This is a genomic window from Labilithrix luteola (assembly GCF_001263205.1).
GTDB classification, from domain to species: Bacteria; Myxococcota_A; Polyangia; order Polyangiales; family Polyangiaceae; genus Labilithrix; species Labilithrix luteola.
The window spans coordinates 8097070-8121598 of record NZ_CP012333.1 but is presented as its reverse complement, the minus strand read 5'-3'; the positions used below and the strand labels follow the sequence as shown (position 1 = coordinate 8121598).

22 protein-coding genes are annotated in these 24529 nt (G+C 65.9%); 9 read left to right on the top strand and 13 right to left on the bottom strand.

What is annotated here, in order from left to right:
* Nucleotides 1–12 precede the first annotated feature (12 nt).
* The 10 genes from AKJ09_RS35275 to AKJ09_RS35230 all read right to left on the bottom strand — a co-directional run bounded on the left by AKJ09_RS35275 (nt 13) and on the right by AKJ09_RS35230 (nt 9213).
* Entirely contained in the window at nt 13–1311 is a 1299-nt protein-coding gene (locus AKJ09_RS35275; RefSeq protein WP_146652240.1) for a beta propeller repeat protein, read from the bottom strand.
* Nucleotides 1308–2510, bottom strand: coding sequence for a sialidase family protein (locus AKJ09_RS35270; RefSeq protein ID WP_146652239.1), 1203 nt, complete (start codon nt 2508–2510; stop codon nt 1308–1310). Before AKJ09_RS35270 ends, AKJ09_RS35275 begins: the two co-directional genes overlap by 4 nt.
* Nucleotides 2507–3724, bottom strand: a complete 1218-nt coding sequence (locus AKJ09_RS35265; RefSeq protein ID WP_146652238.1) for a hypothetical protein — start codon at nt 3722–3724, stop codon at nt 2507–2509. Before AKJ09_RS35265 ends, AKJ09_RS35270 begins: the two co-directional genes overlap by 4 nt.
* Before the next feature lie 32 nt (nt 3725–3756).
* The gene (locus AKJ09_RS35260; RefSeq protein WP_146652237.1) at nt 3757–4503 is read right to left on the bottom strand and encodes a hypothetical protein; all 747 of its coding nucleotides are present in this window, start codon (nt 4501–4503) and stop codon (nt 3757–3759) included.
* The gene (locus AKJ09_RS35255; protein ID WP_146652236.1) at nt 4500–5054 is read right to left on the bottom strand and encodes an RNA polymerase sigma factor; all 555 of its coding nucleotides are present in this window, start codon (nt 5052–5054) and stop codon (nt 4500–4502) included. The genes AKJ09_RS35260 and AKJ09_RS35255 overlap by 4 nt, the downstream gene beginning before the upstream one ends.
* Before the next feature lie 57 nt (nt 5055–5111).
* The gene (locus AKJ09_RS35250; RefSeq protein ID WP_146652235.1) at nt 5112–6200 is read right to left on the bottom strand and encodes a hypothetical protein; all 1089 of its coding nucleotides are present in this window, start codon (nt 6198–6200) and stop codon (nt 5112–5114) included.
* Between the two features lie 132 nt (nt 6201–6332).
* Complete coding sequence (locus tag AKJ09_RS35245; protein ID WP_146652234.1) at nt 6333–7142, bottom strand: CPBP family intramembrane glutamic endopeptidase; 810 nt, start codon at nt 7140–7142, stop codon at nt 6333–6335.
* 39 nt (nt 7143–7181) lie between these two features.
* Nucleotides 7182–7478, bottom strand: coding sequence for a hypothetical protein (locus tag AKJ09_RS35240; RefSeq protein WP_146652233.1), 297 nt, complete (start codon nt 7476–7478; stop codon nt 7182–7184).
* Nucleotides 7479–7519: 41 nt separating this feature from the next.
* Complete coding sequence (locus AKJ09_RS35235) at nt 7520–8461, bottom strand: hypothetical protein (protein WP_146652232.1); 942 nt, start codon at nt 8459–8461, stop codon at nt 7520–7522.
* A 167-nt stretch (nt 8462–8628) separates the two neighbouring features.
* Nucleotides 8629–9213: a hypothetical protein gene (locus AKJ09_RS35230; RefSeq protein WP_146652231.1), complete on the bottom strand. Its 585-nt coding sequence runs from the start codon at nt 9211–9213 to the stop codon at nt 8629–8631.
* A 614-nt stretch (nt 9214–9827) separates the two neighbouring features.
* Between AKJ09_RS35230 and AKJ09_RS35225 the strand changes: the two genes are divergently transcribed.
* From AKJ09_RS35225 to AKJ09_RS35215, 3 genes are all read left to right on the top strand, one after another.
* On the top strand, nt 9828–10223 hold the full coding sequence (locus AKJ09_RS35225) for a VOC family protein (RefSeq protein ID WP_146652230.1): 396 nt from the start codon (nt 9828–9830) through the stop codon (nt 10221–10223).
* A gap of 192 nt (nt 10224–10415) precedes the next feature.
* Nucleotides 10416–12446, top strand: a complete 2031-nt coding sequence (locus AKJ09_RS35220) for an alkaline phosphatase PhoX (RefSeq protein ID WP_146652229.1) — start codon at nt 10416–10418, stop codon at nt 12444–12446.
* A gap of 43 nt (nt 12447–12489) precedes the next feature.
* Nucleotides 12490–14277 (top strand): hypothetical protein, encoded by a 1788-nt coding sequence (locus AKJ09_RS35215; protein WP_146652228.1) that lies wholly within the window; start codon nt 12490–12492, stop codon nt 14275–14277.
* Here the strand turns inward: AKJ09_RS35215 and thiL are convergent.
* Genes thiL through AKJ09_RS35200 form a run of 3 tightly spaced genes read right to left on the bottom strand, consistent with a single transcriptional unit; the run spans nt 14265 to nt 17286 of the window.
* Nucleotides 14265–15212, bottom strand: coding sequence for a thiamine-phosphate kinase (thiL, locus tag AKJ09_RS35210; RefSeq protein ID WP_146652227.1), 948 nt, complete (start codon nt 15210–15212; stop codon nt 14265–14267). The two genes, AKJ09_RS35215 and thiL, sit on opposite strands and share 13 nt — an antisense overlap.
* Nucleotides 15209–16693: an ATP-binding protein gene (locus tag AKJ09_RS35205; RefSeq protein WP_146652226.1), complete on the bottom strand. Its 1485-nt coding sequence runs from the start codon at nt 16691–16693 to the stop codon at nt 15209–15211. The genes thiL and AKJ09_RS35205 overlap by 4 nt, the downstream gene beginning before the upstream one ends.
* On the bottom strand, nt 16690–17286 hold the full coding sequence (locus tag AKJ09_RS35200) for a GTP-binding protein (protein WP_240488694.1): 597 nt from the start codon (nt 17284–17286) through the stop codon (nt 16690–16692). The genes AKJ09_RS35205 and AKJ09_RS35200 overlap by 4 nt, the downstream gene beginning before the upstream one ends.
* A 33-nt stretch (nt 17287–17319) precedes the next feature.
* Here AKJ09_RS35200 and AKJ09_RS35195 point away from each other — a divergent pair, with 33 nt between their 5' ends.
* From AKJ09_RS35195 to AKJ09_RS35170, 6 genes are all read left to right on the top strand, one after another.
* Nucleotides 17320–18081, top strand: coding sequence for a peroxiredoxin (locus AKJ09_RS35195; RefSeq protein ID WP_240488693.1), 762 nt, complete (start codon nt 17320–17322; stop codon nt 18079–18081).
* Nucleotides 18078–19139, top strand: a complete 1062-nt coding sequence (locus AKJ09_RS35190; RefSeq protein WP_146652224.1) for a hypothetical protein — start codon at nt 18078–18080, stop codon at nt 19137–19139. The genes AKJ09_RS35195 and AKJ09_RS35190 overlap by 4 nt, the downstream gene beginning before the upstream one ends.
* Before the next feature lie 536 nt (nt 19140–19675).
* Nucleotides 19676–20569, top strand: a complete 894-nt coding sequence (locus AKJ09_RS35185; protein WP_146652223.1) for a M48 family metallopeptidase — start codon at nt 19676–19678, stop codon at nt 20567–20569.
* A gap of 2 nt (nt 20570–20571) precedes the next feature.
* Nucleotides 20572–22371: a dynamin family protein gene (locus AKJ09_RS35180; RefSeq protein WP_146655909.1), complete on the top strand. Its 1800-nt coding sequence runs from the start codon at nt 20572–20574 to the stop codon at nt 22369–22371.
* Nucleotides 22372–22390: 19 nt separating this feature from the next.
* Nucleotides 22391–22879, top strand: a complete 489-nt coding sequence (ybaK, locus tag AKJ09_RS35175; RefSeq protein WP_146652222.1) for a Cys-tRNA(Pro) deacylase — start codon at nt 22391–22393, stop codon at nt 22877–22879.
* A gap of 106 nt (nt 22880–22985) precedes the next feature.
* Nucleotides 22986–24491, top strand: a complete 1506-nt coding sequence (locus AKJ09_RS35170; RefSeq protein WP_240488692.1) for an amidase — start codon at nt 22986–22988, stop codon at nt 24489–24491.
* Nucleotides 24492–24529 lie beyond the last annotated feature (38 nt).

Sequence of the window (24529 nt, the reverse complement as noted above, 5' to 3'; positions counted from 1 at the left end):
TCGCCCTCGGCTTCACGGTGTGGTGGGAGCGGTCTTGTGAAGGGCGATCGCGTCTCCCACGATCCACAAATCGGTGCTCGACGAGCCCCACATGGCGTAGAGCGCTGTCGTCGGAGGGATCTTCTTGATGGTGGTCCTCACCAGCGAGAATGCGGTGCCGTTCCAATGCCGGAGCTTTCCGAAGTCGCCGGCCACGTAAACGTCGTTCGGGGTCTTTCCCCACACGGCGCGAGTGAACCAGATCCCGTTGCAAGCGCTGTCGTCGCCACGACATGTTCCGAACGTGGCGCTCGACCACGCGTAGTCACCCGATCCGTCGCGTTTGGGGTTGCCGGTGAAGACCACGTCGTACGAGGATCGAATTTGTGTCGAGAGGTTGCCCATCAGCCAGACGTCGTCGGGTGTGATCGAGCCGCCGCCCATGAAGTTGCTTCCGCCCCCCACGGCACCGAACTCCGGAAGCGCGTCCTGACTCCAGACGTAACCTCCGTGACCGTCAGGGCGGCGGCGGAAGGTGACCGCGTGCGCGCCCATCCAGCATCCGTCCCCGCAGCCGCTGTCCTCAGTTCCGCCGAGCCAGACGTCCGACGCGCTCGTCCCCCAGACCTTGCGGAATCCGATGGGGCGTGACGAGATGGGATCGATCGTCCAACCATCGCCATCTGAAGTCGGACCCGAGTAGTGCAGAACGTTGCCGTCGAAGAAGTACTTCCAGGTCTTCATCGAGCCGACGGCCCAGATGTCGTTCGCGCTCGTTCCCCAGATCGACACGATGGGCTCGCTCCTGACCTTCGTCCATGTCAGCGTCGCAGAGGACGCGCCCGTGCCGTGGAAGAGGCCGTTGTCGCCACCGACCCAGATATCGTTCGCGCTGCTTCCCCAAATCGCGTGAAGCCGGTTTGCGTCCTTGAAGTGCACAGTCCAGGTCGCGCCGTCCCAGCGAAGAATGGTCCCCGTCGTGGCAGTGACGAGCGGATCATTCCAGCCGACGGCCCACACCACCCCGTCGCCGGCGCTCCACACGTCTCTCAGATACGAGTTCGGCGGCAGTGCCGTGTGGCAGACGTCGTCGAGAGAGCAAGTGCGCACGTGCGCGTCGACGTCGCCTTCGCTCGCATCGTCGTTCGCGTCGGGCGTCTCCGCGGATCCGTCGTCGCGGGGGGCCGTGGAGGCATCGAGCGCGCCACCATCATCCACGAGTGCGTTCGAGGGATCGTTGTTCGCGCATGCGATCGCCGGCGCGACCGCACAAGATGCGAGCAGGGCCGAGAACATGAGCCCGCGAAGCGTTCGATGAACGGCGACGCTCATGGGGTCCCCCCGTTCGCAAGCGACTTGCTTCCACTGAAATGCAAAACAATGCCTTCCCCAACGACCCAGACGTCGTTCGTTCCACTTCCCCAGACGCCGTAGAGACGCGGCTTCGCTCCGAGTGGAAGCGTCGCGATGGCGGCTGTCCACGCCTTGCCGTTCCAGTGAAGGATCGTCCCCGCATCGCCGACGGCCCATGCGTCGCTTGGGCCGGTACCCCAGACGGCACGGAGATTCTCCGTGGTCGGTGACGCAATGACCTCCCAGTGCTGCTTGCTGTCGTTCGACCAGTGACGGATCGTTCCGGCGTTCCCCACGACCCACACGTCCGAAGAGCTACTGCCCCAGACGCCACGAAGGTCGGCGTTCGTCGCCGTCGTCTCGAAGGAGGTCCAGGCCCGCCCTCCGGCGCCATCGTCCTCCGAGCGAAGGACTCTGCCGCGATTCGCCACAACCCAGAGCTCGTTCGTCCTCGTCCCCCAGAGGGCGTTGACGTCCGTACAGCCGACGTTGCAGAACGTCGAAGCGCCTTCCCAGGTATCTGGGATTCCGTCCGCCTCGGGAACGTAGCGCCACATGCTGTTCCTCGGCCAAAGGTTCGTTGCCGCTCCACCGACGAAGACGTCGTTCGGTCCGCTGCCCCACACGCTTCGAAGGATCTTTCCGCTGTAGTTCGTGGGATCGTCCGGGTCGATGGGCGGCTTCTCCGTGAAGGCCGCCGGACCACTACCGAAGCCCGTGCTGTGGAGCACGACGTTGAGCGAAGAGACGATCCAGACGTCATTCGCCGAGCCGGCCCAGACGCCTAGCAGCGAGTCCTTCCGATCGAGCGGGACGTTGCTCCATGCGATGCCGTCCCAATGAGCGACGGTGCCCGCGGAGCCGACGGCCCATACGTCGCGCTCCGACGACCCCGACACGCCGAACAGCGCATAGCGGGGGTCGACGCTCGTGGGGACCGTGCAGAAGTCGGCTTCCTCACACGTGAGAGCGCGTGCCGTGCAGCCGCCCTCCTCCGCCGCGCAATCAGCGTCGGCGGCTCCGTCTGCACCAGCATCGAGCTCTTCGCCGGGAAGGCTGGCTTCCGGGATCGTGCCAGCTTCTTCTCGCGGAGAGCTCGCGGTCGACTCCGCGCAGCTTGCAACCGCGAGCACCGATAACGCGAAGGCCGTACTCGACGTCGCAACGAGCACTTTCATTGCGGACCTCTTCCAGCATCACACTCCGTCGTCGCACACTGGCCGCCGACGCAAGGCTGTCCCGCTTGCGTATCGCAACGATTGCCACATGCTCCGCAATTGGCGTCACTCGCTTTGAGATTCGCCTCGCAACCGTTGTCGGGATCGCCATCACAGTCGCCCCAGCCAGGGAGGCAATCGAGCTCACAGGCGCCTTTGCGGCACGCCCCGATCGTGTGGGCCTCGGGATCGGACCTGCAGATGTTGAAACAGGTTCCGCAGTTCGCGGCGTCGTTCAGCAGATCGAAGCAGCCGAGATCTCCGATGTCGATGCTTCCGCACTGCGTCTCGTTCGCCTTCGTGCAGGCGCACACCGGAGTCTGGCTAAGGCCGAGAGTGGTGCAGACCTTGCCGGGGGCGCATTGGTTCCCGCATGCTCCGCAGTTGTTCGGATCGATGAGCGAAACGTTCGCCCCGATGTAGACCTCGCATCCGTTTCCGAGATCGGAATCGCAGTCGGCCCAGCGATCACCCCAGGCATTGATGCACTTGGGTTGACCACATTTGTTGTCCACGCAACCGTAGACCATGTTCGTCGGCGGGGGCCCGGCGTCCGGCGATGTCATGCAGACGTTGCCGCACGCTCCGCAGTTGTTGTCGTCGTGGCGGACGTCGATGCACGCGCCGTTGCAATCCACCATTCCGGGATCGCATCCGCACTTGCCGTCGATGCAGCGTACGCCGTCGGCGCACTCGTTCCCGCAGGCACCGCAATTCTTCGGGTCGGTCGAGAGGGAGACCTCGCAGCCGTCTTCGATGAACTTGTTGCAGTCGGCGAAGGCGTTGAAGCCGCCCCAAACCGGCTTCTTTGCACAGAGCGGCTCGCACATGCCGTTCACGCACGTGGAGGTCATGTTCATGTAGCCGAAGTCCACAGGGCACTCGAGCCCGCACTCGCCGCAGTTCTTGGAATCGGTCGAGAGGTTCGTGCCGCAGCGATAGCTCCCGCCGCAGGTTTCATAGGGCGCAGGGCACGTCGTGGCGATGCAGAGCTTGGTGACCTCGGGCCGGACAACGTCGGCGTCGCCGGCGTCGTCGGCAGGCGCGAAGGGCACCGGAGGGGCCTCGCTCGCCGTGGTGGAGAACGAGACGGTTTGGCTGCCACAGGCCGCGAGCGAGACCAGCCCGACCAGCGCTGCGGCGACGCTCGCGCCGTGGCGGTGTCGATTCAACATGAGATCCTCGAACGAACAGAAGGGGAACGGAGCTACTCACCGCACGAGCGAAGCAGGCTCATGACGCGGACTCGATGTGCCGATTCGGGGTGAGCGTCGAGAAACGCACGGCCTGCGCGACATCCACGCGGGTCGTCGGCCCCTCGAAGCGCCTCGATTTCGAGGACGCTTGCTTCTTGGCCGAGCAGGCCGCCCGGAAAGGCGGAACGATGCTCGGCTATGGCTGCGAGTGCTCCTGCGAAGTCTTGAGCGGCAACGAGGCTTCGGATTTTGGCGATGCTCTTCGTCTCGCGAGCGAGTGAAGGCGCCGCCGAGGGCGTGGTGTCACGAGCGACGGCCCTGCCCGGCTCTCGCCCCTGCACGGTCGGCGCCGGCGTGGCCACGAAAGACGGAAGCGCGTCGACAGAGAGCGTTGGGGCAGGCGCTTCACGTTCGGAGGTGACGTCGATCGGGGGCTCGAACGGCGCAGCGACCGTCGTTGCGGCCACGGGGGCCGGCACGCATTCGTTCGCGGGAGACGAGCGGCGGACGAAGAGGAGCATGCTCCCGATCGCTGCACCGACGACGACCGCCGTGGCGGTCGCCCGCAACACGCGAGGAAGGCCGGCGAGCGTGACGCTTGCGCGAGCGAACGCGAGCACGATGATCCCGCCGATGGCAAGATGGCGGTAAACGTCCTGCCTGCCACCCCATGAGCTTGGTGGACGTTCGTTGCGACCGACGTCGAGCAGCGCATCGAGTGCGTCGTCTTCGAAGACGCTTTCTTCGTCTCGGCTCATGGCGTCTCCTCTTCGAACGACGAAGGCGCGGCCCCCCTCATCCACGCCGCGAGCAAGGCGCGCGCGCGACGAAGTCGTGACGCGACGGTGCCACGCGGAATGTCCAGAAGGAGCCCTGCCTCGACGAGCGTCGCGTTTTCGAACTCGCAGAGCACGATCACGGCCCGCAAGTCTTCCGGCAGCCTCTCGAGCAAGGAGTCGAGGAGCCTCCGTCGCTCACCCTCGTTGGCGAGCGATTCGGGGTTGGGATTCGGATCGGGATGGGTTTCGAGCTCGTCATCTTCGGCCTGCCTTGGGCGCCTTGCCCGTGCTCTGCGAGCGTTGGACGCGAGGTTTCGTGCCGTCTGAAAGAGAAACGTCTTGACCGCGTCCGGATGAACGTCGGCGATACGCGCGGCAAGCACCGTGAAGACCTCCTGGGTCGCGTCCGCGGCCTCGTCGGTCGAGAGCCCGAAGCGCCGAAGGACCCGCCAGACGAACTCGTAGTCCTGGGCAACCACCAGGCGGAGCCGCGCCCGATCGCGCCGAGCGCTAGGGCTCAGCGCAGCCATGGCCGCGGAGGATATGAAAGAACCCACCCTGATGAATGTCTGCCGTCACGCGACGGATCACGGCAGGTCGAAAGAACGTCCCACCCCGAAGCCCAACGCACCGATTCCACGCGGAGCCTCGTATTTCGCGTTGCTTCCGTCGTCGGCGACGATGGCGTACGACCTCACGACGTATCCGATGGCCCCATGAACTTCGGCAAAAAAAGGGCTTGCGCCGGGATGCCAGCGGAGACGGGTCCCGGCGTCCAGGGTGAGCCACGGGCGCACGTCGTCGCGAGCGTCCGGTACGTTCGTATTGAAGGAATGGTACGCGCCGAAAGATGCCCCGAGGCATGCTTCGAGAGTCATCGTGCGGAAGAGCTCGCGAGCGATGCAGCCTTCTCCGCGGGCGGTCCAAGTCTGGACGATCACGTCGAACTTCCTGGTCTCGGGAAGCCCCGCACGCGCGAACGCAAGTGAAAGGCGCGCACCGAACGCGACCCTCCCGTGCAGCCGCTGCCACTCGACGTACCCCCGGTAGCCCATCGCCGCTCGAGGTAGCGACCCGAGCACGACCTCCGTTCCGATCCCGGCCACCAGGAAGGAGCGATCCGGTGCAAGAATCGGCGTCGCGGGGGCGATCGATGCGTCTTGGGCGTCGCTCCGGACGGGCTCCGGCGCGGGCGATGGTGGCTCCGAGAGGGGCTCGATCGCGGGCACCCCAGGCGCCCTCGCGTCGTCCGTCTGCACCGACGGGGGAGGTTCATCCATCGCGATGGCGGTGATCACCGCCAGGGCCGTGACGAGGGAAGGACAGTCCGGCGCCTGCATGGACCGTCGACTCGTCGTCCCGTCGAGCTCGACGATCACGAGCTCGCCGGCGATCTCCCTCCCTACTCGTCGGACGTGAACATCGAACGTCCGCGCCGGCGTGTCCTCCGGTGCGAGCACGAGGCGCGGTCGTTGTGCGCGAAGAGCCTTCGTGAACCGTTCGGCTCCTGGACAAGAGCCCGCGAGGCGCTCCTCGCGCGTGAAATGAAGATGCACGGACTCGGTTTCACCGCTTGCAGCCGACGACGAGCCCGCATGCCCAACGACGCACGCCACGACAGCGACGATGACCGCGCGTCGTGAGCCAGCACTCGGGGACGTGCTCCTCCTCGTCACCGGTAGACCGTACCTCGCTTTCTCCGCGGCAGGCGTTTTGCTCGAAGCCAGATTCGGAGGCAGCGACTGAGCGCGAGCGTTCGTCCGTTACGGCTCGTCCCCTCCACTCGGCACGGCCCGACCGTTGGGACGTCAGTGGAGCGCGTTGAGCAGGATGGCGCCGATGGCGACGTCCGTTGCCACGTGTGCAATACAGGGAGCGAGCATCCCATCCGCACGGCGTCGAACGACGCCCATCATCAGCCCGTAGATTGTCGCGAGCGCGACGCCGACGGGACCTCGCGGAAAGCCGTCGAGATGAAGGAGGCCGAACGCGGCGGCTTGGATGACAATCGAGGCGACACCGGTGCCGAGTGTCTCGTCGAGTGCGCTCATCAGAGCGCCTCGATAGAGGAACTCCTCTGCCGCTGCGTTGATCATCGCGAACGATAGGACGCAGAGACACAAGAGCGGCATCGGCATTTCGAGGAGCAAGGTGCCCCGGAGCGATCGATAGTCCGGCCGAGCAACTTGAAACCATACGAGGAGGGCAACGGCCGACACGACGACTGCCGCGAAAATAAGGGCAGCGATGGTCGCGTTGAGATGGCCCCGTCGCAGCCAGCTTGGGCGCCGACCGAGCGGCGCAACCAACATCGACACTCCCCAACAGGCGCCGGCGACCATCGCAGGCAGAGGCCACAGTTTCAAGCTCTCGAACCCGGCCAGGGTCAGCAACAAGAGCGTGCCCAAGAGGCCAAGCTGCATGGCGGGCTGGAATCGCCGCCGAACGGAGACGACCGTCAGCACCGCCAGCACGACCGCAAGTAGCAACCACGTGGAGCGGCCGGGGGCCAACGGCACGGCCCCCAGCGCAAGCACCATCGAGAGAACGAGCCCCGTGTCGAAGAACGACGCTCGCTCTCGACGAGAAGCCTCGCTCTTCGGGATCACCGAAAGCATCGTGGCGATGCTACGCGGCTACGCGTGCTTTCGCAGCCATTACCCCTTTATCGCTTTTTCGACGCCCGCCTTCATCTCCGCGAGATTCATGGCTGGCGAGAGGGTGATCGACGCACCGAGATTCATGAAAAACGGCTCGGCAATCGACGGGATCATCGTGGGGTCGGTGAGGTCGAAGACGAAGAACGCCGTTCGCATCCCAGCCTCGGCGGTGAAAAAGCAGGTCTCCGGCTTCATCTTGTCGACGAAGGCCATCACCGTCTTGGGGAAGATTCCTTCCTTGATGGCCTTGTTGCCTGCATCGACCGGAACCGAGACCTTCATCATCGTTCGCATGTGACCCCCCTCACGCGGGAACACTCCCGCGAAGCGTCTAGCTAAGAGCAGCTACGCACATCGAGCAAGGCTCGCCGGCGGCCGTCGAAGGGATCCCCACGCACGCGATCGCGACGCGCGGCAACTCTGTCGCAGGAAGCGCGACAGGCAATGCCGACTGGCCTTCGATCTATTCGCAGGCGCTGAACACGTTGCAGGTCAGCCCGGCCGAACAGCTGAGGATCGTCCCCGTCGCATCCGGGCAGCACGCCTTGCCGGCGGTTCCGCAACCGATGCACTTCATCGTGGTCGGCCTGCAGAACGCGCCTGCTCCACATCGTTCGGCAAACGCCGTCGAGGTGGTTCCGCAACACGCCAGCATTCGCCGATTGCCAGGGAGCGATCGTGACGTGATACGGGTCGACGTCGAGTGCCACGTCGGAAGCCGTCGGCAGCGCAATGCGCAGTTGCCAGGTCTCGAGAGGCATCTTGATGACGTAGGGATTCCGGGCGTCATAGGCGCGCGCGTCGTCGAGCGAAGCTACGCTGAAGGGCTGGAAGAAACCGCCCCGTCCGTCGACGGCCTGAACGACGTCCTGCGCCGCGCGGTCCGGCAAGTTGATGAGTGCCTCGATCCGACCGTCGAACGGCAGTTCATCCGCCTGAAGGATCAAGTTGCCGTCGATGGGGTTCGCTGCCGGCGGCAGGATTTGGACGGTGTCCGAGATCGGCTGGTGCAGAACGTTGTCGGGATGTTTTCCGCTGATCTGAAGGACCTTCGGAGCGAGAACCTTCCCATCACCGGCAGGTGCGGTGCACGAGAACGAGAGCGATTGGTACGCGACGTCGAACCAGCATCGTGCAATCTCGGTCCCGGCACCGAGCTCCGTCAGCCCCGAGTTGGCCACTGCCCCCGTCGTGTCGTCGTCGACGTTCCCGCCTTGCGACGAGCACGCCGCGAGCACTGCGAAGATACCGAGCGCCGAGAGCGACTGAATTCGCACACCCCACACCTAAGCCAATGTCGCACCAGCTGGCGCTCGTCGATATCGCTGAGGGATTCCGCCTAGGTGGTCAAAAGGCAACCGACGTTGGTGGATCGAGCGTTACCCAACCGACGCAGCGCTACGGCCTTGGTCTCGGGATGTCGCGGGCCGTTTACCTCGACGCTTCAGTGAGGGCTCTTCGGCAGTTCCACGCCGAAGCGGACGCGCATCTTTGGCCCTGGCGCTGTCAGTGCATCGGCGATCCGAGCCGCTGCGGCGTCGAAATCCGCCTTCGGATCGACGTACGCCAAGGCGCACCAGGCCGTCGAGTCCTTGGGGCACAGGCATGGGCCGTAGCCGACACTCCTGACCTCCGCCACCGAGCTCTGGAGGCGCAGAGCAAACTCGCGAAACTCCTCCATCGACAAGCCATTCGACGCGCCGTCTGGCTCGAACATCGGCCCGCCCCATCCGTGTTCTCCGCACATCCGGACATGGACGCCGGGATGAGCAGCTTCGTCGATTTCGATGGGCGCGCTGGTCGTCGTCACTCGACAGCGGCGAGGCGCGGACGACGGATCTTCCGTGCGGCAGTCGACGTAGAACGCAAGGCGGCGGCCACACGCTCGAACGACGAACGCTGGCTCGCCGGCGGCGTCGAGACGTCGCTCGATGCGCCGATCACCATCCGAACAGGGCAGGCGCTTCTCGCTCTCCTCCGCAATCGCAACGAGCTCGGCGGCTCGCGGCGCCGGCCCGGCCTGCATCATCGGCGCTGGGGAAAAGAACTCGCAGGGCGGACGCCTCGTTCGAGTCTTCCCTCGAATGCGGTCGATGCATTGGATACGGAAGGTACCGGAGCTCGTCGTCCAATCGGCGTCGTGAATGCCCTCGCCGTAAAGCGGACTCTGAACGCTATGACGGGTAAGAGCGAACGTCGCCCTGCCTTCGCGATCCACGATGCGTCCGACGGCTTCGGCCTCATGCTGCCGCCATGTGAGTTCAGGTGCCGATGCACATGCCGTCGTCGTTGTCGCGAGCGCGATCGCACCAAGGCGTCTGAGGTTCGTCATGTCCTATCTCGCATCACCGCTCGTCGTTCGACATGGACGAGCGTGAGCGATACGCGATTCAAAGGCGGTGACTCCGTCTCGAGGCAACGCTCGTCCGAGATGTCCGCTTGACCGAAAGGCCACGCCGCCGGTAGGTTTCGTGACGGCGGAAAACGGCAGACCGGTTCGGTGAGCCCCGGTCACTCTTGGTTCTACTGGAAATTCCAGGCGGCCCAGGAACCCTTGATCCCTGCACACGCAGTGAGGTCCCACGCCGCGAAGGGCGCATTTTGTCCGGCGATCGAGCCGGGAGGCGCCCGGAAAGGCTCACCATGAAGATCAATCATCTCGACCTCCAGGTCGCCGACGTTCAGGCGACCGTGCTGCACTTCGAGCGCCTCTTCGGGCTCACGCTCGAGTCCAGCCGAAACTCGCCCGCCGTCGCCATCATGTCCGACGGCGAAGGCTTCACGCTCGTGTTGCAGCGTCGCAACGAGGGCGAGACCTACCCCGAGCGATTCCACTTCGGATTCCTCGTCGAGGATCCCGATCGCGTGCGCGCATTCCAGGCGCTCGCCAAGAGCGAAGGATTCGACGTGTCCGACGTGATCGAGAACGGACGCGGCACGCTCAGCTACCTGCGCATGCCCGACGGCTTGCTCGTCGAGGTCTCGAACCAACGACGACGAACGCACGTCACCGAAGCGCCGACATCGTCGTCCACCTGAGGCCCCCATACGGGACGACGCGCATCTTTCGTCGCTGATTGGTGCGACTGCGGCACGACCATGTTGCTGGCGTGCCACGCACTCTAAGTAGGGTGCGCGTCGTCCGCCGGCCCCTGCCGCAACGGACGTCCCGAGGGACGTCAGCGCGCTCCGGTGCGCCCGGTTCCTCCTCTTTGCCAACGAGGACAACGAATGCAGCAGCACTCTCCGAAGTGGGCTCTGTGGTCTGCGCGCTTGGTCATAGCTTCGACTCTCGCGTTCGCGATTACGGCGTGCAGCGACGACGAAAACTCCGATGCGACGAGCACGGATACCCCCGACGGCTCGACTCCGAACGAGACGCCCGTCGGCAGCGACAAGGACGCGGGAACCAAGCCCGACGGCTCCTCGAACGGTGACGGCTCCACGGACGGCGACTCCTCGACTCCGGTCGCGAAGTCGATCTCCTTCACGGGCATCGACGTCGCGACCACCGAGGCGCAGAAGCGTGCGGTGATTTCGAGCACGAAGGCCAACGTGAGCGGCACCGACGTCACGATCGGCTACCAGACCGAGCTCCGCAGCGGTCAGACGTTCGGCAGCAACGTCTTCGGCCGCATCGTGAAGGACGACGGCACGCCGGTGAAGAACGCCGACAACTCGGAGTTCGTCTCGCCGTCGAACGACTTCTCGTCGCTCCTCTCGGTCGGCGGCAAGATCTACGAGATCACCCACTTCGAGACCACGCCCGCGGCGATGTACCTCTCCGAGCTCACGCAGGGCGCGGACGGCAAGCTCACGGCGACGAGCACGAAGCCCATCGACTTCTCGAAGGTCGGCGGCCTCTGGACGCCCTGCGCCGGAAGCGTCACGCCTTGGAACACGCACCTCGGTGGCGAGGAATATCCGCCGGATGCGAAGGTCGTCGAGAAGGCGACCAAGACGACGGATCTCCCGTCGGCCGACCAGGGCATGCTCCGCTACTGGGGCCTCGATGCCGCCACGGTCACGCTCGATACGGCGAAGAAGTCCTACAACCCGTACAACTACGGCTACGTGGTCGAGGTCAAGCTCGACAACGCGGGCACGCCCACGGTCACGAAGCACTACGCGGCCGGCCGTCGCGCGCTCGAGCTCGCGTACGTCATGCCGGACAACAAGACCGTCTACATGAGCGACGACGGCAGCAACGATGCATTCTACATGTTCATCGCGAAGACCGCGGGCGACCTCTCCGAGGGCCAGCTCTACGCCGCGAAGTGGACGCAGACGAGCACCGCTGGCGCGGCGAACGGAGCGGCGAACATCGAGTGGATCGCCCTCGGCCCGAGCGCGAAGGACGTGGACGTGAAGGCGCTCATCGACGCCGGAACGAAGTTCGCCGACATCTTCGAGATCGAGGCACAGGCTTCGGACGGAACCTGCCCGAGCGCGGCGAACGGCTTCAAGAACATCAACGCCGACACCGGGCGCGAGTGCCTCAAGCTCAAGACGGGCAAGGAGCTCGCGGCGTCGCGTCTCGAGTCGCGTCGCTATGCGGCGTACCTCGGCGCGACCACCGAATTCCGCAAGACGGAAGGCATCACCTTCAGCCCGAGCAAGAACAGCTTGTTCGTCTCGTTCAGTGAACTGAACAAGGGCATGATGGATGACCCGACGGCGAGCGACCTCGGTGGCCCGAACCACGTCAAGCTTCAGCGCAACGACTGCGGCGCGGTCTACGAGATGAAGCTCGGCACGAACGCGACGATCGGCAGCAACTACGTCGTCACGTCGACCTCGGCGCTCGTCGAAGGCATCTGGCTCAAGGCGCCGGGCGCGTCGACCTACCCGGTCGGTAGCCCCTACAACGATCCGACGTTCACGCTGCCCGACAGCAAGGGCCAGCCGGCCGCGGCCACGTCGAACGTCTGCGACGTCAACGGCATCGCCAACCCGGACAACATCAGCTTCCTCGAGGGCTACGACACGATCCTCATCGGTGAGGACACGACGGACGGCCACCAGAACGACATCGTCTGGGCCTACAACCTCAAGGACAAGAAGCTCACGCGCATCTTCTCGACGCCGTACGGCTCGGAGACGACGGGCGTGTACTTCTACCCGAACCTCGGCGGCCATGCGTACATCAAGGCGCAGATCCAGCACCCGTACGGCGAGAGCGATACGGAGAAGGCCGGCGCCGACGAGTCCGCAAAACAGTCGTACACCGGTTACATCGGCCCGTTCCCGGCGATGAACTGAAGCAACGCGCGTAGCGAGCGAAACGCGAACGGACGAGACTGCCATGCGAAGTCGAACGACGTGGACGCTGACACTTTCGACCGGGGTGATGGTCGCCGCCGTGCTCTCGGGCACCGGCTGCCGCAAGACCCCCGCCCACGAGAGCGCGCCTGCGTCGTCGGCTTCCGCGGTGACGACTCCCGAGTCCGTTCGCGGAGCGCTCGCCACGCTCTCCTCCGCAAAGGCGGGGGAAGCGCCGCGGCTCTTCAACATGGCCGCCTACCTTCCCGCGCAGTGCTACGCGACGACGAAAGACGCCGCGGGCGGCAAGAACGCCCGGGCCCACAATGCTTGCTTTGCTTGTCATCAAACCTCGCTCGCGCCGAACTACGCGAACGACGAGGACGTCCAGACGACGCTGTCGATTGCCCGCTACGCGGCCGACAATCGCTGGACGCATCTGAGCTCTCCGCCGCAGCCGATCACCGCGACCGACGACGAGATCCTGTCGCGCATTCGCAAGAGCAACTACTTCGACGACAAGGGCCAGATCGCTGCCGTTCCCGACAAGTCGTGGGACGTCGACGGCGACGGCACCTTCGGTGGTTTCACGCCGGACTGCTGGTTCCACCTCGACGCCAAAGGCTTCGACCACGCACCGGACGGCAAGGCGAGCGGCTGGCGCGCCTTCGCGTACGCTCCCTTCCCCGGCATGTTCTGGCCGACGAACGGCTCCGCGGGCGACGTCTTCATCCGCCTGCCCGCCGCCTACCGGCAAGACAAGGCCGGCCAGGACAGCTCCAAGATCTACGAGATCAACTTCGCGATCCTCGAGTCGACCATCCGTCGCGTCGACGTTCCCCTCTCTGAGCCGGCCGACGAGCGCGAGCTCGGATCCGACCTCGACGGCGACGGCGCGATGGGGATCGCCAAGCGCGTTGCCTTCGTGTGGCCCCCGAAGGACGGACGCGTGTTCGGTTACGTGGGCGCGGCCTCCGCTCTCGACACCAAGAAGGAAGGCTGGCCCGCCGCAGGCCTCTTCCCGCGCGGAACCGAGTTCCTGCACACGCTTCGCTATCTCGACGTCGACGACGGCCACGTCCGCATGAGCGCGCGCATGAAGGAAGTGCGCTACATGCGCAAGACGCGCTGGCTCACGTACAGCGATCTGCAGCTCGCCTTCGAAGCCGAGGCGCGGGAGAAGGGCAAGAGCCCGAATCGCCTGAAGGCGATCATCGCCGACCCCGAGCGCGGCGCGAGCACCGGCACGGGCTGGCTCATCTCGGGCCTCATCGAGAACGCCGAGGGCAAGCTACGCCCGCAGACCGTCGAAGAGACGGCGGCATGCATCGGATGCCACGGCGGCGTGGGCGTCACGACCGACAGCACGTTCGCCTTCGCGCGCAAAATCCCGAGCGGCGCGGCCTACGCGTTCCGTGATGGCTGGTACCACTGGAGCGAACGCGGGCTCGAAGGGATCCCCGAGCCGAAACGCGCCGATGGCAAGGGCGAGTACGCGCGCTGGCTCGAGGCAGTCGGCGGCGGTAACGACTTCCGCGCCAACGACGAAGTTCAGACGCGCTTCTTCGGCGCGAACGGAAAGCCCAAGCCTGAAGCCTTGGCGGCCCTCTCGAGAGACATCGCGACGCTCCTCGTTCCGTCGGCCAAGCGCGCCCTGGAGCTCGATCGGGCGTACCTCGCGCTCGTCGCCGAGCAGCACTTCGAACGCGGGCGCGACGTCATGGTCGGCAGCACGCCGAAGTTCGAAAAGCACCTCGAGCAGGAGACCCCCACGGGCATCGCCGAGCCCATCGGTCCGGCGTGGCTGGCACGCGCCGATCAGGCGAAGTGATCGAAGCCGCGCGGCTCGAGCGGCAGCTTGCCCTCGGGTCCGCGCGTGTGAAGGCGTGCGCCGCCGGGCTCGAGTGCCTCCACGTCGCCGATGCGTGAAAAGCCCGGGATCGGAGCCGCGCTCGTGACGAGGAGCGCGTAGTCCTCACCGCCGTAGAGCGCGAGGTCGAGCGCGTCGCGCCCGAGCGTTCCTGCCGTCGTGATGAGCGACGCGCCACCATGGGCGAGCAGCCGATCACGGTCGAAGACGAAGCTCACGTGGCTTGCTTGGGCGATGTGATCGGCATCGCGCGCGAGGCCGTCCGAAACGTCGATGGCCGCCGTCACAGCGGAAGAGCGGGCGAGCTCCCTGCCCGCCTCGATGCGTGCACGCGGCCTGCGCCACGCCTCGAGGGCCGCCGAGATACGTGCATCTTGCACCCCATGCATGAGTGCGAGCAGGCCCGCCGCGGCGAGCCCCACGTCACCCGCGAGCCAGATGCCGTCGCCCGGGCGCGCACCGCTGCGGGCGATGGGCTTCTCCGCACGGCCGAGGAGCGTCGTCGTGATGGACGTCTCCTTCCCTCGCGCGAGATTGCCGCCGATGACGGGTGCCCCCACGGTCCGAGCGGCCGCGGCCTGACCGCGTGCGAGCGCGTCGAGCGCCGCATCGTCGACGGAGGGGGCCAGCACGAGCGCGGAGAGGGCGTACGCAGGCTCGGCCCCCATCGCGGCCAGATCGCTCGCCGCGGCCATGAAGCTTCGCCAGCCGATGTCTTCCCAGGAGACCCACTCGGTCTTGAAATGGGTGCCCTCGACCTGCGCGTCGATGGTCCAGACGAGGGCGCCCTTCCCGGCTTCGAACACCGCGGCGTCGTCGCCGATGCCCACGCGAACGCCCGGTCCAGCCGCGCCGAAGTGGCTCGCGAGAGCCTCGATGCGTTCGAGCTCGTTCATCGCTTCGAGCTGTCCGGAGCAAGGGCCGCCGGCACGCGCGACGGCAGTGAGCGACGCGACTGCGCCGAGGGAAGTGTCACCACGAAGACGGCGCCGGTCGCCTCGTTCGACTCGATGCGAACCGTTCCGCCGTGCGCCTCGACGATACGCTTGACGATCGAGAGGCCGAGGCCCGTCCCGCCGTACTCGCGCGTGGAAGACGAATCGACCTGGTAGAAGGCGTCGAAGACCTTCGCGCGCTCGACCGGCGGGATGCCGATACCGGTGTCCGCCACGGAGACGACCACGTCGCGTCGGACCGGCGCGAGCAGTGCGGCGCCGGGCTCGTCGTCGTCGGCGCCGTCCACGACGCGGGCGCGGAGCGTGACCGAACCGCCCTTGGGCGTGAACTTCACCGCGTTGTCGACGAGGTTCACGAACACCTGACGGAGGCGCTCGGGATCGGCCGCGAGCTCGCAAGCCACGCCGTCGTCGTCGAGAACGAGATCGACCTCTTTTTTCCGTGCGACCGGAGCGAGCGTGGAGACGACGTCGCCGAGCACACGGCTGATCTGCGTGGGCGACTCGCGCAGGCTCATCGTGCCGCTCTCGAGCTTCGATAGATCGAGCAGCCCCATGATGAGCGCGAGGAGCTGTTCGCCTTTGCCGTGAATCGTTTTGACGAACTCGGCTTGCTCTTCGTTCAGCTCGCCCGCGATGCCTTCACCGAGCATCTCGCTGTAGCCGATGATCGAGGTGAGCGGCGTGCGGAGCTCGTGGCTCACCGTGGCGAGGAAGTTCAACTTGAGACGATCGAGCTCCTTGAGGCGCGTCAGGGCTTGTTCGAGCCGGCGTGTCTTCTCTTCGAGCTCGCGATAGCTCTCGCGCACGCTGTAGAGATGCAGCTTGCTCGTCACGTACGCCTTGTGGCTGCTGAAGATGATGAGCTCGAGCGACGTCTTCAGGTGATGCGCGAGACGCCCGAGCGCGTCGGACTTCACGCGCGGAACCTTGGTAAGGAGCTCGTTGCCCTGGACGACGTCGAGCTTGGGGACCGTCTTCGCGAGCGAGGGAGGCGCCTCTTCGAGCATGGCCGGCGCGACGGGGCCTAGCACGATCCGGCCGACGCGACGGCCTTCGTAATCGAGTGACACGATGCGGTACGTGAGACCGGTGAAGCAGCCGTGCGTGACCTCGCCCTCGACACCTGGGTCGACAGCCTTGGCCGCGGTGACCGTGGTTCCGCACGCCAGCCTGCCCGCGGGCAGGTCGTTGACGAAGCGGCAGATCTCGAGCTCGCTCGCCGCGCTGGCCATGAGCGTGCCCTCCGACGTGTAGACGCGGACGCTGATGCCGAACAGGCGATGCATGCTCTGGCAGAGCTCTTCCAGCGCATCGCGATCGACGACGTCTTCGAGACGCACCGGAACATCGCTGACGACGTCGACGGCGACCGTAGCCGTGCCCTGCGAATTCGGAGGCCTGGTGAGCGAGGAGGTCACTTGGCGACCCCCTTCCTGTCGCCGCCTACGCACGCCGTCGAAAGCGCGTGTGCCCTGCCGGCGTGGCCGAGGCTCGCGGCAGCCTTCTCGAGGAACGCCGCGGGGCCTATGCCGAGCTTGGCGGTGAGATCGTTTTCGGCGTCGAGGCGCGCCCACGCGCGGTCGAGCAGGCCGAAGAAGCTCTCGAGCACGCCCTGCCCTGCGACGGCTGCCGCCTTGAAGACGGGCTCCTTGCCGCGAAGCGCGAGCTCATCGATCTCCGCGTCCGTCCGGATGTTCGGCAGATCGCGCTTGTTGAACTGGATGACGAGCGGCACTTCGGAGATCGAACGGCCGAGCTCCTTCAAGTTCGCACGGAGATCGAGGAAGGCGTCGGCGTTGTTCTGCGTTTCGGCGATCTGCGAATCCGCGATGAAGGCGATGCCGTCGGCGCCCTGGAGCACGAGGCGCCGCGTCGAGGCGTGCACCACCTGCCCCGGTACCGTGAAAACCTTCACGCGAAGGCTCATGCCGTTCGGATCGTTGTCGGCCTTGAAGACCAACGGGAGCATGTCGAAGAACAACGTTCGGTCGTCCTTCGTCTCGAGCGTCATGAGACGCCCCCGACTGTCTTCACGGGTCAAATCGTGAAGGGCTTTGAGATTCGTCGTTTTGCCGCTGAGAGCAGGCCCGTAATACACGAGCTTGATCGCGACTTCGCGGGCGCCGAAGTTGAGCTGCACGTCGATTTAAGAGGCTATCATGGGCGCGTGCTGAAGGAAGGCGACAAGGCTCCCGATTTCTCCCTCGAAACCCAGGATGGCAAGCGTGCCTCGCTGCGCGATCTCGCGCCGGCAGGAAAAACGCTCGTCCTCTTCTTCTACCCGAAGGACTCGACCCCCGGCTGCACGCGCGAAGCGCAGGCGTTCACCGCGTCCCGCAAGGCGATCGAGAAGGCCGGAGGCGTCATTGCCGGCATCTCTCGCGACTCGGTGAAGAGCCACAACTCGTTCCGCGACAAGTTCAAGCTCGACGTCACGCTGCTCTCGGATCCCGAGCGCAAAGCCCACGAGGCCTACGGCGCGTGGGGCGAGAAGACGATGTACGGCAAGAAGGTGCTCGGCGCGATCCGCAGCACGTTCCTCGTCAAGGACGGCAAGGTCGTCCGCGTCTTCCCGAACGTGAAGGTCGACGGACACGCCGATCAGGTCCTCGCCGCGCTGAGTGGCGAGAGCGCGCCGGCGGCGAAGAAGGCGACGCCGAAGAAGGCAGCGGCAACGAAAGCTGCACCGAAGAAGGCGGCAGCCAAGCCTGCGGCGAAGAAAGCGGCCGCCGCGAAGCCGGCGAAGAAGGTTGCCGCGAAGAAACCGGCGACGACCAAGAAGAAGGCGGGCGGGAAGCGCGCGTGACCGCGGTCGCGGACGACGCCACGGTGGTGTGGCTCGCGCCGGGACCGCCCCAAGCCGACGCCGCGCGGGCGCTTGCCGAATGGGGGCGCGCGCGTGGCGTGCGGCTGACGCCGGCGGGTGCCGAAGATGAGGCACCGACGGCGTCGTTGCACGTCGACCTCTCCGTGGGAGAGCGCGTCGACAAGGAGCTCGATCGCGCACGCGAAGCCATCGCTGCGCTCGACGCCGATACGGCCGAACGCGCGCTCGCTCGTGCCGAAGCGTTGCTGCGCGAACATCCCGAGCTGCCGCACGCGCCGTGGGTCCGCGCCGAGGTGCAGCGCACGTGGGCATCGCGCTGGCTGCGCGTGGACCCGAAGGATCCGGCGAAGGCGCAGGCGGCATGGCAAGACGCCGACGCGCTCGACGGCGGTCGCGTCGCCGGCATCGGCGAGCTCGTCGGTCCAAAGCGTGCGCCCACGCGCGTCGCACTGCGCGTGGGTGGTGCACCCGCACGCGCGGTCGTGCGCGTCGATGGAAACGAGGTCGCTCGAAGCGCGAACCTCTCGCTCGCGCCAGGCGATCACCAGGTGATCGTCGCGAACGGCAACGCTCCAATCTTCGCGTCGTGGATCTCCGTGCCGGCCGTGTCCGAGGCGCCAGGAGCACCGCCCACTACCATCGACGTTCGCCTCGGCGACGATCGCGGTTGCGGGCGAAGTGCGTTCGCGCGGGCGAGCCTCGATCACGAGAGGGTCCACGCTGCGGGCGTCCGCTGCGAGCATTGGGTCGCCGCCGCCCCCGGGCCTCGCCCCGACGCGATCTACGTCGCGCGCTGCGAGCGAGAAACGTGCGGTCCGCTCCTCGAGTGGCGCGTCGAAAGCTCTGCTCGCGGTACGGAGTCGCAGGTATCGAGCTCGGGCGGCACGACTCATTGGCCGGCTTGGGCAACCTGGACGCTCGTGGGCGTGGGCGCCGCGGCTGCGACCGCGCTGACCTTGGTGGCGACCGGAGCCTTCGACTCGCATCCGGTCGAGCCGCGCTTCGTCACGGGCGGCGTGAAGATCGAATCTCGATAGCGGCGGGAAGATCTCCGGCCGGTGGGTTGTAGGTACCTACGAAGGCACGATGCTCGGGGGACCGGGCAATGAGGGTTGTCTCGCATCCCCAGCCCTTGTTTCCTCCCGCGCTCGCTCGAGCTTCGCGCCTCGTTTCTTCATCAGGCACTCCCTCCAGAACCGTCCGAATCATCCGAGAGTCGCAACAGAAACCCCAACCTCCACCAGGAGGTGTCCCGTCAGCAGCACCGAACCGCAGATCGTGCCTGCCAAGGGTCCTCGTTGATCCGACGCCCAGGCACGTCGATGCACGAGAACGATTGTCGAATGGTCCGAGCTCCCGGCTGCATGGAAGGCGCAGTCCGGGAGCTCTCTATTTTGTCCCACGACTCCCCCTTGTCTCAGCTCGCCAGAGAGCCGAGCATCGTCGCTTCCTCCACGCCGACGTTAAGCGTCGATCGCGCGTTGCGAAGGCAGGTCGCCGCGCTTACGCTTGTCCGGAAGCCGCTCAAAAAGCGCTTCTCGCGAACTCGCACGTACACCAAGGACTCGTACCCATGGCCGAAGCCCCTACGCTCGACTTCAACGCGTTCGTGACCCGCAAAAAGGCCGAACGCACTGGCGGCGCTCAGACGGGTGAGCACGACTACTCGTACGTGCTCGACCGGCAGACGCGCGCCACCTTCGAGTCCGCCAAGCCCGTGGAGCTCGCCGTGGCGAGCACGGTACGCATGTACAAGCAGGTGTGGCGTGGTCAGCTGCTCGGCAACGCTGTCCGCGTGTCCGAGCGCCAGTTCCCTCGCATCCACGGCATCGCTCGTGACTGCGCCGAGGTGCTCGGCATCCACACGCCTCAGGTCTACATCGTCAACGATCCGCGGCTCAACGCAGCCACGTACGGAACCGAAGACGAATCCTTCATCATGGTGCACTCGGCGCTCGTCGATCACTACACCGACGAGGAGCTACGCACCGTCATCGGGCACGAGTGCGGGCATATCCACAACAAGCACGTCGTTTACCTGACGACGCTGCACTACTTGAAGATGATCGCCCAGGCCTACCTCGGCGTGCTCGTCGCGCCCGCCATGCTGCCGCTCAACGCGTGGTCGCGCCGTGCGGAGATCACGTGTGACCGAGCCGGCATGCTCTGCGCGAAGAACGAGCAGGTCGCCGCGCGCGCCCTCACGAAGCTCGTTCTCGGCTCGCGAAAGCTGTACGACGAATTCAACATCGAGGCGTTCCTCGAGCAGTACGAAGAGGGCAAGGACTCGATTGGCCGGTACATGGAGGCGTTCGCCTCGCACCCATACCTGCCGAAGCGTGTGCTCGCGATGCGGGTGTTCGCCGAGAGCGAGCTCTATCGAAAGCACGCGGGCTCGGGCCAGACTGGCCTGACGATGGACCAGGTCGACGATCGCGTGAAGGCGCTGCTCAAGGGAGACGCTTGAAAATGCTCGAAGGATTTCGTGAGCGAAAGCTCGACGTCACGGTGGCGCTGCAGGAACTCTCGGACATCGCGCAGAGCCTCGGTGCCAAGAGCCTGAAAGACCGGCTCGAGCGCGAGCTCGTGAAGAAGCTCGAAGAAGATCGCTTCCACCTCGTCGTGGTCGGCGAGTTCAATCACGGCAAGTCGTCGTTCGTGAACGCGCTGCTAGGCGAGAACGTCCTGCCCGTCGGCGTCACGCCCACCACCGCGGCGATCCACCATCTGAAGTTCTCGGAGAAGCCCGAGGCCACCGTCGTCATGCAGTCGGGCAATCGCGAGTCGATTCCCTTCGAGGAGACGCGACGCTTCGCGGTCGGCGGCGGCAAGAGCGCCGACGAGATCGACTACCTCGAGGTCGGCTACCCTGCCCCGCTCCTCAAGGAGCGCATCCTCCTCGTCGACACCCCAGGCGTGAACGATCTGTCGCTCCAGCGCGCGGACATCACGTACAGCTACATTCCCCGCGCCGACGCGGTGCTCTTCCTGCTCGACGCCGGGCAGATCCTGAAGGAGAGCGAGCGCCAGTTCCTCAACGACAAGCTCCTCAAGGCTTCGCGCGACAAGATCGTCTTCGTCATCACCAAGTGGGACATCCTCAACGAAGAGGAGAAGCGTGAGGCCCTCGCCTACGCCCGCACGCAGCTCGCGAACCTCGTGAAGGATCCGGTCGTCTTCCCGATCAGCGCGGAGACGGCGCTCGCCGGGCGCGCCGACGAGAGCGGCATGCCGGAGCTCCTCGCCCACCTCACCACGTTCCTCGCCGAAGAGCGCGGGCGTATCCTGCTCGACAACGCGCTCGGCGAGGGCATCAACGCCACGAACCTGCTCGCCAAGGGCGTCGATGCACGTCGTCGCTCGCTCGCCATGAAGACCGAGGAGCTCGAGCGGCGCATCAAGGTCCTCGAAGACGACCTCAAGGGCCAGGCCGGCACGATCGAGCAGCGCCGCATGCGCATCCGCGAGGAGATCAGCGGCATCAAGGTCGGGGCGCAGAAGGATCTCGAGCGCTTCGTCGACGAGACGGTGCGTCAGCTGCCGAACGTCATCGACTCGGCGAAGAAAGACGACCTTCGCAAGTTCCTCCCCGCCTTCCTCGAGGACACGTTCCGCCAGTGGGCGGAGGCCGAGGGCAAGGAGATCGCCCACAAGCTCGAAGAGCTCACCGAGAAGACCATCGCGCTCATCAAGGAAGATGCGCACGAAGCGAGCCGTCGCGTGGCGAGCACCCTCGGCACCGACGTGAAGAAGCTCGACATCCAGATCGACACCTTCCGCTACGACGCGAGCGTCGCCGGCGTGCTGATGCTGGGTATCGGCACCATGCTGGCCGTCAACGTCATCGCGGGCGGCGCACTCATCGTGGCTGCGCCCCTCCTTGCGTTGGTCGTGCGCGACCGGGTCGATGCAGAATACAAGAAGCGCGCAAACGAGCAGGCTCCGGAGGTCGTGAAAGCGGCCGCTGCGCAGATTGGTCCGAAGCTCGACGAGATGATCGAAGAGTTCGCCAAGAAGCTCGATGCCTGGGTCGTCACCGCCGGCGAAGAGCTCTACCGCGAGATCCTCGAGGTCCTCAACGCCACGCGCGATGCGCGCGCCTCCGGCGAGAAGGACGAAGCCGCGGCCAAAGCCGAAGTCGAAGCGCAGGACTCGCGGCTCGGCAAAGCCCGCTCACGCATCGAGCAGCTGCGCGGCTCCCTCTGGACGCCGAAGGACAAGCTACGCATCGCCGACGGCAGCGCCGCGATCGCCGGCGACGCCGCCTGAGATCGAGTAGTTTCGCGTCGTGGCAAAGACAGCGCACGTCTCGGAGACCCCGGCGACCGCGTTCTTGAAAAAGAACAAGGTCGCCTTCTCCGAGCATCCCTACGAGTACGAAGAACGTGGCGGCACGCGCGTGTCGTCCGAGAAGCTCGGCGTCGAAGAACACGCGGTCATCAAGACGCTCGTGATGGAGGACGAGGACAGGAAACCCCTCATCGTCCTCATGCACGGCGACCGTGAGGTCTCGACGAAGAACCTCGCGCGGCAGGCCGGCAAGAAGCGCGTCGAGCCGTGCAAGCCCGACGTCGCCGAACGCCACTCCGGCTACCAGGTGGGCGGCACGAGCCCCTTCGGCCTGCGCAAGCCGATGCCGGTCTTCGTCGAGCGCACGGTGCTCGACTTGCCGAAGATCTACATCAACGGCGGCCGCCGCGGCTTCCTCGTAGGCATCGAACCGAAAGAGCTCGAACGCGTCGTCGGCGCCAAGCCCGTCGACGTCGCCCTCACCTGAGCGCTCCCCTTTGCCTTCCGGACATGGAGGGCGGCAAACGAGCGCGCCGTGCCCCGTTCGCACGTGGCCCAAGGTGCGCAAATCCCATTTCTGCTAAGGGGGACGGGTGCATCCGGACCGAATCCTCTCCTCTTCTGCAATGGCGCTCGCTGGGGCGATTCGTGATCGCGAGGTGACGTCGCGCGAGATCCTCGAGGCCCATATCGGACGTATTTCCCAGGTGAACCCGACGATCAACGCGCTCGTCAAGGACCGCTTCGACGCTGCGCTGCAGGAGGCGCGGGACGCCGACGAGAAGACCGGGAGCGTCCACCGCGACGATCTACCTCCGTTCCATGGAATTCCTTTCACGGCGAAGGACGCTCTCCGCTGCGCCGGCATGCCGAACACGTCGGGTCTCTGGGCTCGGCGCGACCTCATCGCCGACGACGACGCAACCGCCGTAAAGCGGCTCAAGAACGCCGGCGCCATTCTCCTCGGCGTGTCGAACATCAGCGAGCTCTGCATGTGGATGGAGAGCAGCAACAAAGTCTGGGGGCGAACGAACAACCCATACGATCCGACGCGGACCGCCGGGGGCAGCTCGGGAGGCGAAGGAGCGCTCGTCGGTTCGGGCGGATCAATCATCGGGCTCGGCTCGGACGTCGGCGGCTCGATCCGCATGCCCGCCTTCTTCAACGGCGTGTTCGGGCACAAGCCGACCGGCGGGCTCGTGCCCAGCACCGGTCACTACCCGCCGGCGAGGAACCGTCAACAGCGCTACGTCACGACCGGACCAATCGCGCGGCGTGCGGCCGACCTCATGCCATTCCTCCGCGTGGTCGCCGGTCCCGACGGAATCGAGGAGCACAGTATCGAGCCGGCGCTCGGAGACCCAGCGACGATCGATCTGTCGAGGACCACGGTATACGTCGTCCCCGGCAACGGCATCTTCGCCGTCGATCCGCGCATGCAAGCGGCTCAGGAGAGCGCCGCACGCGTCCTCGAGGACGCCGGAGCCCGCGTCGAGCGGCGACAAGTGCCCGCGCTGAAGCGCTCAGCCGAGATTTGGTCGGCGATGCTCCATGACGGCGGCGGCAGCGAGACCTTCCAGGACTTGATGGCCGCGGGCGGCGAGCTGAAACCGCTCCGTGAGATAGGGAAGGCCGCGCTCGGACGATCGCGGTACACACTCCCTGGCCTGCTACTTTGTCTCTTCGAGCGCGTTCCAACGCTGCTCGGGAGCGAGCGCGCGGGGAGGATCGTGCAGCTCGGTCATCAGCTCCGGAGGGAGCTCGAGGCGATGCTCGGCGACGACGGCGTCATGCTCTTTCCGTCCTACCCGACGCCTGCACCGAAGCACTACGCGCCAATGCTCGTCCCGTTCAAGTGGGTCTACACGGCGATCTTCAACGTGATGGAGATGCCCGTCACGCAGGTCCCGATGGGGCTCGACGAGCGCGGCGTCCCGCTCGGCGTGCAGGTCGCTGCGAGAAGGCAGGCCGACACGTTGACCATCGCCGTCGCACTCGAGCTCGAGCGCGCCGTCGGTGGATGGACTCCACCGCCGCGATGGCCGTTCGCCAGATCGTCGAAGCGAGCCTCTCGCGGCGCCTCGACCCCACGGCGATGAGCCGGCCGATGTCGAAGACCGCGACCGAACCGGCAAAT

Bases quoted from the DNA above. Each gene is read 5' to 3' on its own strand.
- AKJ09_RS35220 (WP_146652229.1), top strand. From the start codon at position 10,416: ATGCAGCAGCACTCTCCGAAGTGGGCTCTGTGGTCTGCGCGCTTGGTC.
- AKJ09_RS35240 (WP_146652233.1), bottom strand. From the start codon at position 7,478: ATGCGAACGATGATGAAGGTCTCGGTTCCGGTCGATGCAGGCAACAAG.
- AKJ09_RS35225 (WP_146652230.1), top strand. From the start codon at position 9,828: ATGAAGATCAATCATCTCGACCTCCAGGTCGCCGACGTTCAGGCGACC.
- AKJ09_RS35200 (WP_240488694.1), bottom strand. From the start codon at position 17,286: ATGACGCTCGAGACGAAGGACGACCGAACGTTGTTCTTCGACATGCTC.
- AKJ09_RS35245 (WP_146652234.1), bottom strand. From the start codon at position 7,142: ATGCTTTCGGTGATCCCGAAGAGCGAGGCTTCTCGTCGAGAGCGAGCG.
- AKJ09_RS35275 (WP_146652240.1), bottom strand. From the start codon at position 1,311: ATGAGCGTCGCCGTTCATCGAACGCTTCGCGGGCTCATGTTCTCGGCC.
- AKJ09_RS35180 (WP_146655909.1), top strand. From the start codon at position 20,572: ATGCTCGAAGGATTTCGTGAGCGAAAGCTCGACGTCACGGTGGCGCTG.
- AKJ09_RS35230 (WP_146652231.1), bottom strand. From the start codon at position 9,213: ATGATGCAGGCCGGGCCGGCGCCGCGAGCCGCCGAGCTCGTTGCGATT.
- thiL (WP_146652227.1), bottom strand. From the start codon at position 15,212: ATGAACGAGCTCGAACGCATCGAGGCTCTCGCGAGCCACTTCGGCGCG.
- AKJ09_RS35265 (WP_146652238.1), bottom strand. From the start codon at position 3,724: ATGTTGAATCGACACCGCCACGGCGCGAGCGTCGCCGCAGCGCTGGTC.
- AKJ09_RS35255 (WP_146652236.1), bottom strand. From the start codon at position 5,054: ATGGCTGCGCTGAGCCCTAGCGCTCGGCGCGATCGGGCGCGGCTCCGC.
- AKJ09_RS35270 (WP_146652239.1), bottom strand. From the start codon at position 2,510: ATGAAAGTGCTCGTTGCGACGTCGAGTACGGCCTTCGCGTTATCGGTG.
- AKJ09_RS35215 (WP_146652228.1), top strand. From the start codon at position 12,490: ATGCGAAGTCGAACGACGTGGACGCTGACACTTTCGACCGGGGTGATG.
- AKJ09_RS35260 (WP_146652237.1), bottom strand. From the start codon at position 4,503: ATGAGCCGAGACGAAGAAAGCGTCTTCGAAGACGACGCACTCGATGCG.
- AKJ09_RS35185 (WP_146652223.1), top strand. From the start codon at position 19,676: ATGGCCGAAGCCCCTACGCTCGACTTCAACGCGTTCGTGACCCGCAAA.